Source organism: Lentzea sp. NPDC055074 (assembly GCF_053608005.1).
Genome location: NZ_JBSGUQ010000002.1, coordinates 165,231 through 179,784 on the forward strand (window position 1 = coordinate 165,231; position 14,554 = coordinate 179,784).

General features: G+C 69.9%; 18 protein-coding genes. 7 read left to right on the forward strand and 11 right to left on the reverse strand.

The genetic code is table 11. The annotated features are described in order from the left end of the window. Window positions 1–63: 63 nt before the first annotated feature. Window positions 64–996 carry an aldo/keto reductase gene (locus tag ACWF7A_RS04730; protein ID WP_452249062.1) on the forward strand — a complete coding sequence of 311 codons (933 nt, stop codon included), beginning with the start codon at window positions 64–66 and terminating at the stop codon, window positions 994–996. Here ACWF7A_RS04730 and ACWF7A_RS04735 read toward each other — a convergent pair. From ACWF7A_RS04735 to ACWF7A_RS04745, 3 genes are all read right to left on the reverse strand, one after another. Then, window positions 989–1,201 carry a DUF5703 family protein gene (locus tag ACWF7A_RS04735; RefSeq protein ID WP_439658172.1) on the reverse strand — a complete coding sequence of 71 codons (213 nt, stop codon included), beginning with the start codon at window positions 1,199–1,201 and terminating at the stop codon, window positions 989–991. The two genes, ACWF7A_RS04730 and ACWF7A_RS04735, sit on opposite strands and share 8 nt — an antisense overlap. Next, on the reverse strand, window positions 1,198–1,854 hold the full coding sequence (locus ACWF7A_RS04740; protein WP_452249063.1) for a YncE family protein: 657 nt from the start codon (window positions 1,852–1,854) through the stop codon (window positions 1,198–1,200). The genes ACWF7A_RS04735 and ACWF7A_RS04740 overlap by 4 nt, the downstream gene beginning before the upstream one ends. A 200-nt stretch (window positions 1,855–2,054) precedes the next feature. Further along, window positions 2,055–3,020: an aldo/keto reductase gene (locus tag ACWF7A_RS04745; protein WP_452249064.1), complete on the reverse strand. Its 966-nt coding sequence runs from the start codon at window positions 3,018–3,020 to the stop codon at window positions 2,055–2,057. A gap of 72 nt (window positions 3,021–3,092) precedes the next feature. On the opposite strand from ACWF7A_RS04745, the gene ACWF7A_RS04750 reads away from it, so the two are divergent. From ACWF7A_RS04750 to ACWF7A_RS04760, 3 genes are read left to right on the forward strand one after another with little or no spacing between them, the layout of a single operon-like run. After that, complete coding sequence (locus ACWF7A_RS04750) at window positions 3,093–4,142, forward strand: LLM class F420-dependent oxidoreductase (RefSeq protein ID WP_452249065.1); 1,050 nt, start codon at window positions 3,093–3,095, stop codon at window positions 4,140–4,142. After that, window positions 4,139–4,966 (forward strand): undecaprenyl-diphosphate phosphatase, encoded by an 828-nt coding sequence (locus ACWF7A_RS04755; protein ID WP_452249066.1) that lies wholly within the window; start codon window positions 4,139–4,141, stop codon window positions 4,964–4,966. The genes ACWF7A_RS04750 and ACWF7A_RS04755 overlap by 4 nt, the downstream gene beginning before the upstream one ends. A gap of 19 nt (window positions 4,967–4,985) precedes the next feature. Further along, window positions 4,986–5,669, forward strand: a complete 684-nt coding sequence (locus ACWF7A_RS04760) for a histidine phosphatase family protein (RefSeq protein WP_452249559.1) — start codon at window positions 4,986–4,988, stop codon at window positions 5,667–5,669. Here the strand turns inward: ACWF7A_RS04760 and ACWF7A_RS04765 are convergent. Next, window positions 5,641–6,819 carry an RNA polymerase sigma factor gene (locus tag ACWF7A_RS04765; RefSeq protein ID WP_452249067.1) on the reverse strand — a complete coding sequence of 393 codons (1,179 nt, stop codon included), beginning with the start codon at window positions 6,817–6,819 and terminating at the stop codon, window positions 5,641–5,643. The genes ACWF7A_RS04760 and ACWF7A_RS04765 overlap by 29 nt on opposite strands. Beyond that, on the reverse strand, window positions 6,816–7,190 hold the full coding sequence (locus ACWF7A_RS04770; protein ID WP_452249068.1) for a YciI family protein: 375 nt from the start codon (window positions 7,188–7,190) through the stop codon (window positions 6,816–6,818). The genes ACWF7A_RS04765 and ACWF7A_RS04770 overlap by 4 nt, the downstream gene beginning before the upstream one ends. Before the next feature lie 102 nt (window positions 7,191–7,292). Between ACWF7A_RS04770 and ACWF7A_RS04775 the strand changes: the two genes are divergently transcribed. Further along, the gene (locus tag ACWF7A_RS04775) at window positions 7,293–7,742 is read left to right on the forward strand and encodes a YybH family protein (RefSeq protein ID WP_452249069.1); all 450 of its coding nucleotides are present in this window, start codon (window positions 7,293–7,295) and stop codon (window positions 7,740–7,742) included. Window positions 7,743–8,126: 384 nt separating this feature from the next. Here the strand turns inward: ACWF7A_RS04775 and ACWF7A_RS04780 are convergent, their stop codons facing one another. Genes ACWF7A_RS04780 through ACWF7A_RS04790 form a run of 3 tightly spaced genes read right to left on the reverse strand, consistent with a single transcriptional unit; the run spans window position 8,127 to window position 10,711 of the window. Continuing rightward, entirely contained in the window at window positions 8,127–9,245 is a 1,119-nt protein-coding gene (locus tag ACWF7A_RS04780) for a site-specific integrase (RefSeq protein WP_452249070.1), read from the reverse strand. Then, a complete protein-coding gene (locus ACWF7A_RS04785; protein ID WP_452249071.1) occupies window positions 9,242–10,288 on the reverse strand; it encodes a threonine aldolase family protein in 1,047 nt (348 codons plus the stop codon). The genes ACWF7A_RS04780 and ACWF7A_RS04785 overlap by 4 nt, the downstream gene beginning before the upstream one ends. Window positions 10,289–10,339: 51 nt before the next feature. Beyond that, on the reverse strand, window positions 10,340–10,711 hold the full coding sequence (locus ACWF7A_RS04790) for a DUF4180 domain-containing protein (RefSeq protein ID WP_452249072.1): 372 nt from the start codon (window positions 10,709–10,711) through the stop codon (window positions 10,340–10,342). 204 nt (window positions 10,712–10,915) lie between these two features. On the opposite strand from ACWF7A_RS04790, the gene ACWF7A_RS04795 reads away from it, so the two are divergent. Both ACWF7A_RS04795 and add read left to right on the forward strand, forming a co-directional pair. Then, window positions 10,916–11,635 (forward strand): alpha/beta hydrolase, encoded by a 720-nt coding sequence (locus ACWF7A_RS04795; RefSeq protein WP_452249073.1) that lies wholly within the window; start codon window positions 10,916–10,918, stop codon window positions 11,633–11,635. Between the two features lie 52 nt (window positions 11,636–11,687). Beyond that, complete coding sequence (add, locus tag ACWF7A_RS04800; RefSeq protein WP_452249074.1) at window positions 11,688–12,716, forward strand: adenosine deaminase; 1,029 nt, start codon at window positions 11,688–11,690, stop codon at window positions 12,714–12,716. On the opposite strand, the gene ACWF7A_RS04805 is transcribed toward add, so the two are convergent. From ACWF7A_RS04805 to ACWF7A_RS04815, 3 genes are all read right to left on the reverse strand, one after another. Beyond that, window positions 12,632–12,958 carry a hypothetical protein gene (locus ACWF7A_RS04805; RefSeq protein ID WP_452249075.1) on the reverse strand — a complete coding sequence of 109 codons (327 nt, stop codon included), beginning with the start codon at window positions 12,956–12,958 and terminating at the stop codon, window positions 12,632–12,634. The two genes, add and ACWF7A_RS04805, sit on opposite strands and share 85 nt — an antisense overlap. Further along, on the reverse strand, window positions 12,958–13,512 hold the full coding sequence (locus tag ACWF7A_RS04810) for a DUF4240 domain-containing protein (RefSeq protein WP_452249076.1): 555 nt from the start codon (window positions 13,510–13,512) through the stop codon (window positions 12,958–12,960). Before ACWF7A_RS04810 ends, ACWF7A_RS04805 begins: the two co-directional genes overlap by 1 nt. Window positions 13,513–13,933: 421 nt before the next feature. Then, the gene (locus ACWF7A_RS04815; RefSeq protein ID WP_452249077.1) at window positions 13,934–14,500 is read right to left on the reverse strand and encodes a DUF4240 domain-containing protein; all 567 of its coding nucleotides are present in this window, start codon (window positions 14,498–14,500) and stop codon (window positions 13,934–13,936) included. Between the last annotated feature and the right edge of the window lie 54 nt (window positions 14,501–14,554).

The window sequence follows — 14,554 nt, forward strand, 5'->3', positions numbered from 1 at the left end:
TGAGCTTAGAGGGGCCCTGAGCGGGTCTCCCTGGTTTCCGCGCGCCCGGTGATGCTGTGGATCATGCGATACCGACTGTTCGGCAGGACCGGCCTGCGTGTCTCGGAGTTGTTGCTGGGCACCATGACGTTGCGTTCGGAGGACCTCGCCCGGCGGGTGGTCGACGCCTACGCGGACGCGGGCGGGAACTTCCTCGATACCGCCTCGGCCTACGGCGAGAGCGAGGAGGTGCTGGGGGCGGTGCTGCGGAGGCGGGACCGGTTCGTGGTGGCGACGAAGTACGCGTTGTCGCGGGACGCGGGGGATCCGAACGCGGGCGGGAACCACCGCAAGAACCTGGTGCTGTCGCTGGAGCAGTCGTTGCGGCGGCTGCGGACGGACTACGTGGACGTGCTGTGGGTGCATCTGTGGGACCGGCACACGCCGGTCGAGGAGACGATGCGGGCGCTCGACGACGTGGTGCGGGCGGGGAAGGTGCTCTACGTCGGGGTGTCGGACGCGCCGGCGTGGTTCGTGGCGCGGGCGAACGCGCTGGCGGAGTGGCGGGACTGGACGGCGTTCGCGGGGTTGCAGGTGCCGTACAACCTGCTGAAGCGGGACGTGGAGCGGGAGCTGCTGCCGATGGCGGAGGCCTTGGGGCTGACCGTGGCGGCCTGGGCGCCGTTGGCGGCGGGGAAGCTCTCCGGAGGGACGCAGCGGTCCGGCCGGTTGTCCGAACGGGAGCAGGGCGTGGCCCGCGTCGTGCGCGCTGTCGCCGAGGAGCTGGGGGCGACGGCGGCTCAGGTGGCGTTGGCGTGGGTGCGTGGTTCCGGGGCGCTGCCGCTGGTGGGCGCGCGGACTCCGGAGCAGGTGCTGGACTGTCTGGGCGAGGTCGTGCTGCCGCCGGAAGCGGTCGCGCGCCTGGAGGCGGCGGCCCCGTTCGAGCGGGGCTTTCCGGCGGACTTCATCGCCGAGTGCGAGCCTGTCGCGTTCGGCGAGGGTCTGGTGGTCAGGTGATGAGGCCTGGCACCAGGGCGGGCTGGACCTTGCGGCGCAGCCACATCTTGCGGGAGCCGTCGCTGTAGAGCAGCGTGCGGGACAGTTCCCAGCCCGCGAACTCGGCCTGGATGGCCAGCTGCGTGGTCGCGGTGCGGCGGGAGACGCCGGGCGGCAGACGCAGCGGCCTGTACTCCCAGTCTCCGTCGATCACCCCTTCGGTCATGGCGAGATCACCTGTACCCCTCCGTTGTCGCCGGACGTGACGGTGACGCGTCCGGACTCCTGGTCGACGCTGACGGTGTTGGGTTGACGCACGGTGGGGAACCGGTACTTCTCGGCCGGTTCTCCGGCGGCGACGTTGAGCCCGACGACCTCGTTGCGCTCGGTGAGCGTGATCCACGCGATGTCGCGCTTGCCGTCGTAGGCGATGCCGTAGGGCGTGCCGGGCACGGGGTAGCGCTGGCGCATGATCAGCGGGTTGATCGAGAAGGCGATGAACTCGCCGCCGCGGGTGTCGACGACGAGCAGGCGGCCGAATCGGTCGGGGACGGCGTTGGTGGCGCCGTCGCCCGCGCGCAGGCCGGCGCCCCTGGTCTCGCTGCCCTTGTCGTCCTTCGTCATCTCGAAGACGGCGCTGCGGAGCCGGTCGAGCTCGACGTCGCGGCCGTTGACCTGGAACTTCAGGGTGGTGCCGCTGTCGGTGAACGTGCCGCCGGGGGTGATCTCGCCGGGCGGGGTGGCGTTCTGGGCGGGGGAGCGGGCCGGGGCGGCGGCTTCGAGGACCTCCGCGACCTGCAGCGGATCCTGACCACCGCCACGCTGGCCGCACGCTGCCAGCGTGGCGGTGGTCAGGATCAGAGCAGCGAGCCGGCGCAAGATCGGTTCCTCCTGTGAAACGTCGTGGTCTTCCAGGATCCACGACGTTCGGGCGGAGGTCACGCAAGGGGTGGGGTGAAACCCCGTTCGGCTGCTTGTGCAGTTATCTCTATAGCTTCAGTGTTGACTAAATTCAGCCCTCATCGGGAATCCGACTCGGCTGCGACCACAGTCCAACTACAGCAAAAGACGGCAGAGGGTCAGGGCATCGGGCGCTCGGGATAGCCCAGCTCGATGGCGCTGACGTCGTCGAGGGCGGCGCGGATCGCCGGAGGCAGGGTGAGCGCTTCGGCTTCGAGGGAGGCGAGGAGCTGGTTGGTGTCGCGGGCGCCGACGACGGGGGCGACGACGCCGGGGCGGTCGCGGACCCAGGCGAGGGCGACGCACAGCGCGGAGGTGCCGAGGCCTTCGGCGGCGGTGGCGACGGCCTGGACGATGCGGGCGGCGCGGTCGTTGCGGTGTTGTTCGACGTAGCCGGCGAAGTGGGCGGAGGCGCCGCGGGAGTCGGGTGGGGTGCCGTTGCGGTACTTGCCGGTGAGGACTCCGCGGCCCAGCGGTGCCCAGGGCAGGAGGCCGAGGCCGTGGTGGCGGGCGGCGGGGGCGACTTCGCGTTCGATGCCGCGTTCGAGCAGGGAGTACTCGACCTGGGTGGAGATCAGCGGGTAGGTGGTGGGGGTCATGGCGGCGGTGGCGAGTTGCCAGCCGCTGTAGTTGGAGATGCCGGCGTAGCGGACCTTGCCGCTGGAGATGGCGTGGTCGAGGGCGGAGAGGGATTCCTCGACGGGGACGCCGGCGTCCCAGGCGTGGAGTTGCCAGAGGTCGACGTGGTCGACGCCGATGCGGCGCAGTGATCCGTCCAATGCGGACAGGAGGGCTCCGCGGGAGGCGCCTCCGCCGAAGGGGCCTTCGGTGCGGCGGGCGACGGCTTTGGTGGCGAGGACGAGTTCGTCGCGGGGGACGACCTCGTGCAGGAGGGTGCCGAGGATGCGTTCGGCTTCGCCTTCGGAGTAGACGTCGGCGGTGTCGACGAGGGTGCCTCCGGCGTCGGCGAAGGCCATGAGCTGGGTGGCGGCCTCGTCCGGGTCGGTGTCGCGTCCCCACGTCATGGTGCCCAGTGCGGTCCTGGAGACGCGGAGGCCGCTGCGGCCGAGGTATCGCTGTTCCACGTGCGCGATGCTAAGGGGTGATCATCGTGTGAGCCTGGCAATCGGTGTTACTGACCGGTAGGGTCTCGCTTCGTGAAGCTCGGATTGAACCTCGGATACTGGGGCGCCGGCAACGACGCCGCGAACCTTGAGCTGGCCAAAGAGGCCGACCGTCTCGGCTTTTCGGTGGTGTGGGCCGCGGAGGCCTACGGTTCCGACGCGCCGACGGTGCTCGCGTGGGTGGCCGCGCAGACCGAACGCATCGACGTCGGTAGCGCGATCTTCCAGATTCCGGCGCGGACGCCTGCGATGGCCGCGATGACCGGGGCTACTTTGGACACTCTGTCGGGTGGCCGGTTCCGGATGGGGCTGGGTGTGTCGGGTCCGCAGGTGTCGGAGGGTTGGCACGGTGTGCGGTTCGACAAGCCTCTTGCGCGCACCCGCGAGTACGTGGAGATCGTGAAGAAGGCGTTGTCGCGGGAGAAGCTGCGGTACGAGGGTGAGCACTACACCCTGCCGTTGCCGGACGGTCCTGGTAAGGCGTTGCAGCTCACCGTCCACCCGGTGCGGGAGCAGATCCCGATCTACCTCGCCGCTGTGGGTCCGAAGAACCTGGAGCTGACGGGTGAGATCGCGGACGGGTGGCTGGCGATCTTCTTCTCGCCGGAGTACTCGGCGGAGTCGCTGGCGTCGGTGAAGGCGGGCCGGGAGAAGGCCGGGCTGACGATGGAGGGGTTCGACGTCGTCCCGACGGTGCCTCTGGTCGTGGGTGATGACTGGAAGACCTGTGCGGATCCGGTTCGCGCGTACACGGCGCTCTATGTGGGCGGTATGGGTTCGCGCAAGCAGAACTTCTACAACAACCTGATGGTGCGCATGGGTTTCCCGGATCAGGCGGAGGAGATCCAGGAGAAGTACCTGTCGCGTGACTACGCGGGGGCGATGGCGGCGATCCCGCTGGAGTTCCTGGACGCGACGTCGTTGCTGGGCCCGAAGGAGCGCATAGCAGACAGGATGAAGGCGCTCGCCGCGGCGGGGGTCACCACGCTGTCCGTTTCGCCGATGCTGCAAGATCTGGAGCAGGGGATCGCGGGTCTTCGGACCGCGGCCGAGGCTTTGGATCTGGCAGGAGTGGGTAGTTGAGCTGGTTGCAGGCTCTGGTCCTCGGACTGGTCCAAGGACTGACGGAATTCCTGCCGATTTCCAGCAGTGCGCACCTGCGCATCACGTCGACGCTGTTCTTCGGCAACGACGCGGGCGCTTCGTTCACCGCGGTGATCCAGTTGGGTACCGAGGTGGCGGTGTTGATCTACTTCGCCAAGGACATCGGGCGCTTCATCAGCGCCTGGTTCCGCGGCCTCTTCTCCGCGGAGGCGCGCAAGGAGAAGGACTACAAGCTCGCCTGGTACGTGATCATCGGTTCCGTGCCGATCTCGGTTCTCGGGTACCTGCTCAAGGACGAGATCCGGACGTCGGCGCGGAACCTGTGGATCACGGCGACGATGCTGGTGGTGTTCGGTCTGCTGCTGGGTCTGGCGGACCAGCTGGCCAAGCAGCAGCGTGACGAGCTGCGGATGAAGGACGCGATCGGGATGGGTCTGGCACAGGCGCTGGCGCTCATCCCGGGCGTTTCTCGTTCGGGTGGGACGTTGACGGCGGGGTTGTTCCTGGGGCTGACGCGGGAGGCGGCGGCGCGGTACTCGTTCCTGCTGGCGATTCCGGCGGTGTTCGGGGCGGGGTTGTTCTCGATTCCGGACGTGCTGGAGCGTTCGGGTTCGGGTGTGCAGGCGTCGATTCCGCAGATGATCGTGGCGACGCTGATCTCGTTCGTGGTGGGGTACGCGACGATCGCGTGGTTGTTGAAGTACGTGTCGAAGCATTCGTACTCGGCGTTCGTGTGGTACCGGTTGATGCTGGGTCTGGTGCTGATGGGGCTGCTGTCGATGGGGTTGTTGCAGCCGCTCTAAGGTGGGTGTCGTGGCCACGGTGATCCTGCTTCGACATGCGCGTTCGACCGCCAACGGTTCCGGTGTGCTCGCCGGGCGTTCGCCGGGTGTGGGTTTGGACGAGCGCGGGCGGGCTCAGGCGGCGGCTCTCGTGGGTCGTTTGAAGGACGTTCCGGTCAGCGCGGTGGTGTCGTCTCCTCTGCAGAGGTGTGAGGAGACGTTGGCGCCGTTGCTGGCCGATCGGTCTCTGGAGGCCGTGGCGGAGCCGGAACTGTCCGAAGTGGATTACGGGGCGTGGACCGGTAAGGCGTTGAAGGACCTGTACGACGAGCCGTTGTGGGCGGTTGTGCAGCAGCATCCTTCCGCTGCGGTGTTCCCGGAGGGTGAGGGTCTGGCTCGTGTGCAGGCTCGTGCTGTTGCGGCGGTGCGGGCGCATGACGCGCGGATCTCGGAGGAGCACGGTCCGGGTGCGGTGTGGGTGTTGTGCTCGCACGGTGACGTGATCAAGGCTGTGCTGGCGGATGCGTTGGGTGTGCATCTGGACGGGTTCCAGCGGATCGTGGTGGATCCGTGTTCGATCTCGGTGGTGCAGTACACGCAGACGCGGCCTTTTGTGTTGCGCACCAACGACAACGGTGGGGATCTTTCGGGTGTGGTGCCGGTGGCGCCGCCGCAGGAGGCTCCGTCGTCGGACGCTACCGTGGGTGGCGCGACCGGAGCGTGAGGTAGCGCTGTTCGGGGACGCTCAGCGTGCGTTTCGCGGCTTTCTCGTACTCGGTCCTGGCTTGGTCGTGGTGGCCTTGCAGGTCGAGGAGATGTGCTTTGACGGCGTGGACGCGGTAGTGGTCGAGTTCCAGCGTGGACAGTTCTCGTAGTGCCTGGTCCGGGCCGTGGACCATGGCGACGGCGACGATGCGGTTGAGCGAGACCATGGGGCCGGGTGCGGTGACGGTGAGCAGGTCGTAGAGGCCGAGGATCTCGTGCCAGTCGGTGTCCTGCGCGGTCTTGGCTTCGGCGTGGACGGCGGCGATGGCGGCTTGGAGCTGGTAGGGACCGATCTGGGCGGTCTCGAGCGCGGTGCTGATGAGCTCGGTGCCTTCTGTGATGGCGTCGGCGTTCCACTTGCCGCGGTCCTGTTCGGCGAGGGGGACGAGGGCGCCGTGGGGGTCGGTGCGGGCGGGGCGGCGTGCGTCGGTGAGCAGCATGAGTGCGAGCAGGCCGGTGAGCTCGCCGTCGTTCGGCCTGCGTTTGTGCAGTTGCCGGGTGAGGCGGAGGGCTTCGGCGGTGAGGTCGACGCGGACGAGGTCGTCGCCGGAGCTGGCGGTGGAGCCTTCGGTGAAGATCAGGTAGAGGACGTGCAGGACGGCGGTGAGGTCGCGGGGTGGCCGGAACCGGGCGCCGGACTGTTTGATCTTCTGTTTGGCGCGGCTGATGCGCTGGGCGACGGTGGCTTCGGGGACGAGGAACGCGCGGGCGATCTCGGCGGTGGTGAGCCCGCCGACGGCGCGCAGCGTGAGGGCGATCTGTGAGGCCGTGGTGAGGGACTCGTGGCAGCACAGGGCGAGGATCGTGAGGGTGTCGTCCTGTGCCGGGACCGGGTCGGGTGGTGCCGGGGTGAGGGCGACGACCTTGTCCTCGCGCTGGCGGCGTGCGGTGTCGGAGCGGTACTGCTCGATCCACCGGCGGCTGGCGGCGGTGATGAGCCAGCCCTGGGGGTTGTCCGGGACTCCGTCGGCCGGCCACTGCTGGGCGGCGCCGAGCAGTGCTTCCTGCACGGCGTCCTCGCAGACGTCGAACTGGCCGTGGCGGCGTACGAGGACGCCGAGGACCTGCGGCGCGAGGGTGCGCAGCAGGCCCTCGATGTCTGGGGTCACGCGTCGTCCAGCATGGACATGTCCCAGACGGGCCTGACCTCGATGCCGTCGTTGTAGGCGTCGGGCAGGGTGGCGGCGTGGGCGATGACGTCGTCGATCGAGTCGGCTTCGACGAGGTAGAAGCCGGCGAGGTACTCCTTGGCCTCGGCGTAGGGGCCGTCGGTGACGACGACCTCGCCGTCGCGGATGCTGACGCCCTTGCCGGTCTCGGGTCCGGGCAGGCCTTCGCTGACGATGAGCTCGCCGGAGGCGCGGAGCTTGGCGGACAGGTCGTAGTGGTCCTGGCCGAACTTCATCTGCTGCTCGTCGGTGAGCTTGTCCCACGCTGCCCGTGACTTCGGGTTGCTGTAGATGAGGATGAGGTACTTCACGTCGTCTCCGCTCGTGGCTGCCGAAAGATCTTCTCACCGCCATGTCGAGACCGCGGGCCGTGTCTCGACACCGGAGTGTCACTTCGAGATGGAGGTTCTGAGATGACCCGGACGCTGACGCAGGACGAGGCCGCGATCCGTGCGACGTTCACGGAGCAGGAGGAGGGCATGCGGTTGAGGGATCCGGCGCGGGTCGTGGCCCGGTACGCGCCGGACGTGGTGACGGCGACGTTGGCGCCGCCGTTGCGCAACGAGGGGCCGGCGGCGCGGGACGTGGAGTCGCTGGCGGGGTGGATGGCGGGGTTCTCCGGGCCGATCACGCTGGAGCACCGGGACCTGGCGGTGGTGGTGTCGGGGGACGTGGCGTTCGCGCACGGGCTGGCGCGGCTGGCGGCGGTGCCGGTCGGGTATCCGGAGGGGTTCTCGATGTGGATGCGGACGACCGTGGGGTTGCAGCGGCGTGAGGGGCGGTGGCTGGTGACGCACGTGCACGATTCGGTGCCGTTCCACATGGACGGGTCGTTCCTGGCGGCGACCGATCTGGAGCCGTGAGCGGGCGGGGTCACTGTGCCGAGGTCCGGACCGTGCAGGGGGTCGGTCCGGACCTCGGCGCTCCTGCGGCGGATCTCGCAAGGTGTGGGGGCCGTCCGGGCGTCGTCGATGACCGGGTGTGGTGATCGTATTGCTCTCGGTGCATGCTTCCACCCACTCCCAGAATGCGAGATCGATTCATGAATTGGGTCGAACCGCTGGTCAAGGGGCCGGATTTTCGCCGGATGGCGGACCATAAGAGCAGCTCAAACGGTGTGGAAACACGCCGGAAACTTCCCGGTACGAGCCTGCTTCCGGCGCAGTGGACTGCCCTGTTCGGCGCACTCCTACCGGAGGGGATCTTGTTTACAGTTAACTACGCAGAGTGAGAGCTGAGTCACAGATTCACAGGCCGAGGCGGGTCACGGCGTTGTCTTCCAGGGGGTTCGCGGTCCGGATGTAGCGGTGCACCGTGCGCGGGTTGGTCCACCGGCCCTGCCGCATGATCTCCCGGTCGCTCGCCCCGCCCAGCGCCGCCTGCGTCGCGAACCCCGCCCGCAGCGAGTGCCCGCCGAACAGCGCCGGGTCCAGGCCCGCCCGCACCGCGTAGCGCTTCACGAGCTCGGCCACCGCGCGCCCGGACATCGCCTTGCCGCTGACGCCGCCGTGGCGGTTGATGATCGGGAACACCGCGCCCTGCCGGCCGCTCTGCCGGAAGCCGTGGCAGCGGTGCAGGCCGGTCTCGGAGATCTCCCTGCCGTCGAGCACGTCGGTCCAGTCCGCGAACGCGCACACCGGGCACGTCGGGCGCCTGCTGCCGCGCGGCAGCACGACCGACTGCTGGTGCTTGCCCGTCTGGTCGGTCTTGGTCGTGCCGAGCCGGATCAGCAGCAGCGGCTCGTGCGTGCGCGGATCGACGTCGACGGTGATGTCGGAGAACTCGATGCCCGCCAGTTCGCTGCGCCGCAACGCGCCCGCGAACCCGACCAGCAGCAGCAGTGCGTCGCGCGTGCGGGCCGGGCCCTGCGGCGGGCGTTCGTTCAGCAGCGCTTCCAGGGTGTCGAGCAGCACCGGCCGTTTGCGCTGGGGCTGGGCCTTGCGGGTGCGGCGGATACCGCGCAGCGTCAGCCGCACGACGTCGCTGCGGGTCGGGCTGGGCAGGCCGTTGGCCGCGTGCACCGCGGAGATCGCCGCCGACTTGCGTTCCAGCGTAGAGGGCCCGAACGCCGGTGAGCCGTCCGGTTTCACCGTGTCCGCCGCGACCGCCAGGTACACCGCCACGTCCAGCGGGTCCGCGGGCAGCGCCTGACGGCCCTCCGCCTGGCACCACCCGGCCCACGCGATCCAGTCCGACCGGTAGGCGCGCACCGTGTTCGGGGACTGGGCGCTGCGCAGGTAGCCGCTCAGCGACGCGGCCTGCTCGTCGTCGAACCTCTCGCGCACGCTCGCGAGCGCGTCGACGTCGATCAGGACCGAGTGCGAGACCCTGACCAGCGCGTGCTGGACGGGTTCGGGCAGGCTCACACCCGCGATGGTAGTCCTCTGATCAACTCCACCACCTCGCGCGGCGTGAACTCCAGGCCGCTGATGCCCACGCTCACCTCGAACGAGCAGCGGCCCGGGTCGGGATTGGACCGCGCGTACAGGAACAGCCGGATCCCGGTCTCCTCCAGCAGGTGCCGCGCGGCCTTCTGCGCGTCGTGCCGCGACATCGGCAGGTGGACGTGGAACAGGGGAGTGGCCGGTGTGTGAGGCGTGGTGTGGGCGAACCCGTCCGCGTTGATCGCCTCCGCGAGCTGTCGGGCGTGGTGCGCGAACTCGGCCATCCTCGGCAGGTTCACGTCCATGCCCATCAACGCGATCGCGGCCAGCGGCCACGCGTCGACGATCGCCCCGCCCATCCGGCGCCGCCACACCGCCGCGTGCCCGATCGTCTCCTCGTCGCCGGCGAGCACCGCGCCCCGCACGCCTTCGAGTCCTTTGTAGAGCGACACGTACACCGTGTCGAACAGGGCCGCGATCTGGGCGAACGAGGCGTCGTAGCCGGTCTGCGCCTCCCACAGCCGTGCGCCGTCGCAGTGCGCGGCCGCGCCGGACTCCCGCACCCAGCCCGTCTGGGCGGCGAGGTCGTCGAAGGACGGCAGCAGGCCGCCGATGTCGCGTTGCGGCAGCTCGAACACCACGGCCGCGAGCGGTTCGTGCACCGCCGTCAGGTCGTCGAGGCCGAACAGCTCGTTGCGGTCACCGGTGGGGTGGAACGACAGGCCGTGCAGGGCGTTGTAGCCCTGGTTCTCCCACACGTGCAGATGCGACTGCGGGTGCCCCGCGAAAGCGCGCCGGCCCGTCCGGTCGGCGTGCACCCGCAACGCCACCTGCTGCGCCATCGTCCCGGACGGGAAGAACAGGGCGCGGGGCTTGCCCAGCAGGCCCACGACCCGTTCCTCCAGCTCCCGCACGGGATCCTCGGGTCTCGTGCCGGGGGCGAGCCACTCGGCGAGACGGCCGAGGAGCTCGTGCGGTGACCTGCGCGGGCCACTGTGCTGCGACAGGGAACGGCGGATGTCCATGCCCCGACACTACCTATTGCAACTTATATGCAATAGAGCCGTTCGGCGTGGTCAGGCCGCCGCACTCAAGCGGTCATCCAGCTCCGCCTCGTCCGCGACGAACCACAGCTGCCGGCCCCGGTTGGACTCGTAGACGAAGTCCCGCAACGCCGTGCTCGCCGCCACCTGCTCGGTGATGTCGCCGAGCACCACGAGCCGGAACCCGTACTGCTGGAACTTCTGCACCACCGCGCCCGCGACCCGTGTGCGCAACACCAGGAAGTCCTCGGACAGCCGGGCGAGCGGCAGCACCAGCCACTGCACGTCCTGACCCCACAACGTGCCCATCAAGTCCACAGCGGACTGCTCATCGGTGATCGCGGGACCGTCCTCGGCGCACATCAGCACCGTCGCGCCGTGGCGCGTCTGCACAACATCAGGCATGGCACCGGAACCTAGTAGCGGCCCGCACCCGATGTCGCGCGCAATACCCGCGCGCCCGCCGGCCACCGCTTGCTACGGTCACCGCACGCGATCGGCCAGAGGAGGTGAGTCCCATCAACGCGGTGATCCCAGATGGGCGCTCCCTCCCGTACCCGGCCTGACGCCACGGGAGCGCTCCGCGCAGCCCCCGAAAGGCGATCAACCTTGCACTTCACCTCGACGACCCCCTCCGCCGACGGCACCACCCGGCGCGACTTCGTCCACGACGGCGTCCCCGGAGCGTTCTGGACCCCCGCCGGCGAACCCACCGGCCTCGTGCTCGGCGCGCACGGCGGCGGCCAGCACACACACGCCCCCGGCGTGCTCGCCCGCGCCCACCGCTGCACCGCCGCCGGGCTCGCCGTCGTCACCCTCGACGCCCCCGGCCACGGCGACAGGCCCCGTACCGCCGACGACGAGCGGTTCACCACCGAGATCCGGGCCCGCATGACCGCCGGCCAGGACGCGACCGAGCTCATCTCCGAGTACAACGCCCTGCAGGCCGGGCGCGCGATCCCGGAATGGCGCTCCATGCTCGACGCGCTGCCGTTCACCGGCGAGCACGTCGGGTTCTGGGGCGTGTCGATGGGCAGCGCCCTGGGCATCCCGCTCGTCGCCGCCGAACCCCGCGTCCGCGCCGCCGTGTTCGGGCTCATCGGCGCCACCGAGGCGTTGGTGCGCGCCGCCAGGCGGATCACCGTGCCCGTGCGGTTCCTGCTGCAGTGCGACGACAGGCTCGTCGCCCGTGACGCCGGCCTCGCGTTGTTCGACGCCTTCGCCACACCGCACAAGTCGTTGCACGCCAACCCCGGCGGGCACGGCGACGTCCCCGAACACGAGATCGACAGCGCCGCCGAGTTCCTCGTCGAGTTCCTCGCCGGGTAACGGGCCGAAAATGCCGGGCGCTCGCTGACGGGCCTGGGTAGCGTCGAGCCCCATGCGTGACCTCGCGGCGTTGCCCAAAGCCCACCTGCACGTGCACCTCGAGAGCACCATGCGCGCGGACACCCTCGCGGAGCTCGCCGAGCACCACGGCGTCGACGTCCCCGCCGCACAGGCAGGGGCGTTCGACGGGTTCGCGCTGTTCGCCGCCCACAACGGGGCGGTGCGGGACTGCCTGCGGCGAGCCGAGGACTTCCACCGGATCGCGTACGAGTTCTGCGCCGAGGAAGCAGCGCAGGGGACCCGGTACGCCGAGGTCACGTTCACCGCGGCAGCGCACGGAGAACGACTCGGTGATCCGGACATGCCGCTCGAGGCGGTGTTGTCCGGGCTCGCCGCAGGACAGGCCGCCCACGGCATCGAATGCCGTGTGATCGTGGACCACCCCAGAAAGCGATCGGTAGCGCGATTTCAGGACTCACTGCGGCTCGCGGTGACACACCCGCAGGTCGTGGCGATCGGCATGGCCGGCGCCGAAGACCACCCGCTCACCCCGTTCACCGCCGTGTTCCGCGCCGCGCGAGACGCCGGCATCGGGCTCGTGCACCACGCCGGAGAGTGCTGCGGGGCACCGAGCGTCGCCGAGGCCCTGACCGTCGGGCTCGCCGACCGGATCGGCCACGGGTTCCGCGCCCTCGAAGACCCTGAGGTCGTCGCGATGCTGCGCGACCGCGCCACCCCGCTCGAAGCCTGCCCCTCGTCCAACGTCGCGCTGGGACTGGTCGACTCGCTCTCCTCTCATCCGCTGCCACACCTGCTCGACGCCGGCCTGACCGTCACGCTCAGCACCGACATCCCCGCCTCCACCGGCGTCACGCTCACCGACGAGTACCGGCTGCTGCGCGACCACCTCGGCTTCGACGACGACACCCTCGCCCGCCTGGCCACCAACGCCGTCGACGCCTCCTACGCACCCGAGACGACGAAGACCGCGCTACGTCACGACATCGCCGCCTGGCGCGCGGGCTCGAAACACACCAGCCCGTGCCGCGCCGCCAGCAACGCCACCAGCTCCAGCACCTGACGCCGCCCCGGCCACACCACGTGCACGATCACCGCGTCCGTCCCCACCGTCAGCGCCTCGTCCCACGACACCGGCGACGACGGATCCGGCGAAGTCCGGCGTAACTCCCGCACGAACGCCGCCACGGAGGGTTCGAACGCCCCCAACGGCGACGACCGCAACTCCGCGTACCGGGCCGCCGCCTCCGGGAACGACGCCGGACCAGGAGCCCGCCACACCACCACATCGACCGGCACGTCCATCACGCCACCTTCCCGAACAACACACCCAACCGCGGAATCCGAGCGGAGATCTCCGCCGGATCAGCGAAATCCCACGACACACCCACCGGCTCCGGAGACACCAGCACCCCGCCCACCGCCGGCTGCTCCTCCAGATCACCGTCGAACGCCTCGGCCGCCACGTAGTCGAGACCCTCCCAGTCGGGCCACTCCTCATCCGCCCACGCGTGCACACCGCCACGAGACGCCAGCACCCGCACGTGCGGCAGATCGGCCAACGCGTCCGGGTCCGCGGCCACCGCCTCGAACACCGCCCGCCCCTGACCCACCAGCCACGCCTGGAAGTAGAAGAACCCGTCGTCAGAACACAACCCGCCGCAGATCAGGTGCGCCGCGTGCCAATGCCCCCACGTGTCGACCCGCCGGCGCACCTCGTCGAGCCGGACCGCGAACTCCACCACCTCGGCAGGAGGCAGCGCGGCCAGGGCGGCGGTCAGCCGCTCCAGCCGGTCGTCCTGATCCGAGGCGGCCACCGCGGACTCCTCGATCAGGCCCCAGAACGCGTTCAGGTCCATGCCCCGAACGCTAGCGAGGGGGTCTGACAATTTTCGGACGCCCCGACATCCGCGCAGGTCAGCGGTGGTTGGAGCGTGGGCGTGGGCGCTGGGGCGGGGATGAAGTCGCTACGGGAGACGGGTGGGTGTCCACCTGGGAGACAGGGCGGACGCCGGTGAGATCAGGGGTGAGGGGCGGGCGCGGCAGCCAGGTACCGGGGGCAGGTACGAGGGGCGGCGAGCGATTGGTCCTGAGGTAACCCGAAGAGATGGGCGGCGTGCGGGGACGGCGGTAGGAGTGCGCGAGGAGGTGGACAGGCTGGCGAGTGGAGTCGCGGAAAGGCAGGTTCGCAGGGAGGACGGGCGGTGGGGGTGCACGGTGAGGCACGAGACCCAGCGGATCAGGCAGCCTCCGCCGCCCCTCCGGCCAGCCCCTCGCGGCTCAGCCCGAGGACTTTCCGAACAACGCCCACAACAAGGGAATGCGGCGTGCGATGTCCGCCGGGTCCTCCATCTCCACGTCCTCGCCGCCCGGATCCACGTCGAACGCGCGCGACTCACCCCGCGCGGACAGCAGCGCGTCCACGTCGCCCGACGGGAACGCCTCGTCCGCCACCCGGTACAGCGCCTCCCACTCCGGCCAGTCCTCGTCCGCCCACGCGTCCACCGACCCCAGTGACGCCAGGTGCCGCACCGACGGGAGCGAGGCCAGCGCGTCCGGCGACTCCGCCACCGACGCGAACACCTCCGAGCCCTGGCCGACGAGCCAGGCCTGGAAGTAGAAGAACGAGTCCATCCCGCACAGGCCCGAACAGATCAGCGTCGCCGCCTGCCAGTGCGCCCACGTGTCCACGCGCACCCGCGCCTCGTCGAGCCGCACCGCGAAGTCGGCGATCTCACCCGCCGGCAGCGCGGCCAGGCGGGCTGTGAGCCACTCCGCGCGTTGTTCCAGGTCAGGCGTGGCGGCGACCGCGTCGTCGACCAGGTTCCAGAAGGCCACCGAGTCCATGGCGTCACGCTAACGGCGGGGTCTGACAGTTATTGACGCGAGCGAACCGCGGGG

Coding starts and splice junctions, on each gene's coding strand:
- ACWF7A_RS04730 (WP_452249062.1), top strand. CDS start 64: ATGCGATACCGACTGTTCGGCAGGACCGGCCTGCGTGTCTCGGAGTTG.
- ACWF7A_RS04815 (WP_452249077.1), bottom strand. CDS start 14,500: ATGGACTCGGTGGCCTTCTGGAACCTGGTCGACGACGCGGTCGCCGCC.
- ACWF7A_RS04790 (WP_452249072.1), bottom strand. CDS start 10,711: ATGCCTGATGTTGTGCAGACGCGCCACGGCGCGACGGTGCTGATGTGC.
- ACWF7A_RS04805 (WP_452249075.1), bottom strand. CDS start 12,958: ATGGACGTGCCGGTCGATGTGGTGGTGTGGCGGGCTCCTGGTCCGGCG.
- ACWF7A_RS04810 (WP_452249076.1), bottom strand. CDS start 13,512: ATGGACCTGAACGCGTTCTGGGGCCTGATCGAGGAGTCCGCGGTGGCC.
- ACWF7A_RS04735 (WP_439658172.1), bottom strand. CDS start 1,201: ATGACCGAAGGGGTGATCGACGGAGACTGGGAGTACAGGCCGCTGCGT.
- add (WP_452249074.1), top strand. CDS start 11,688: ATGCGTGACCTCGCGGCGTTGCCCAAAGCCCACCTGCACGTGCACCTC.
- ACWF7A_RS04785 (WP_452249071.1), bottom strand. CDS start 10,288: ATGGACATCCGCCGTTCCCTGTCGCAGCACAGTGGCCCGCGCAGGTCA.
- ACWF7A_RS04775 (WP_452249069.1), top strand. CDS start 7,293: ATGACCCGGACGCTGACGCAGGACGAGGCCGCGATCCGTGCGACGTTC.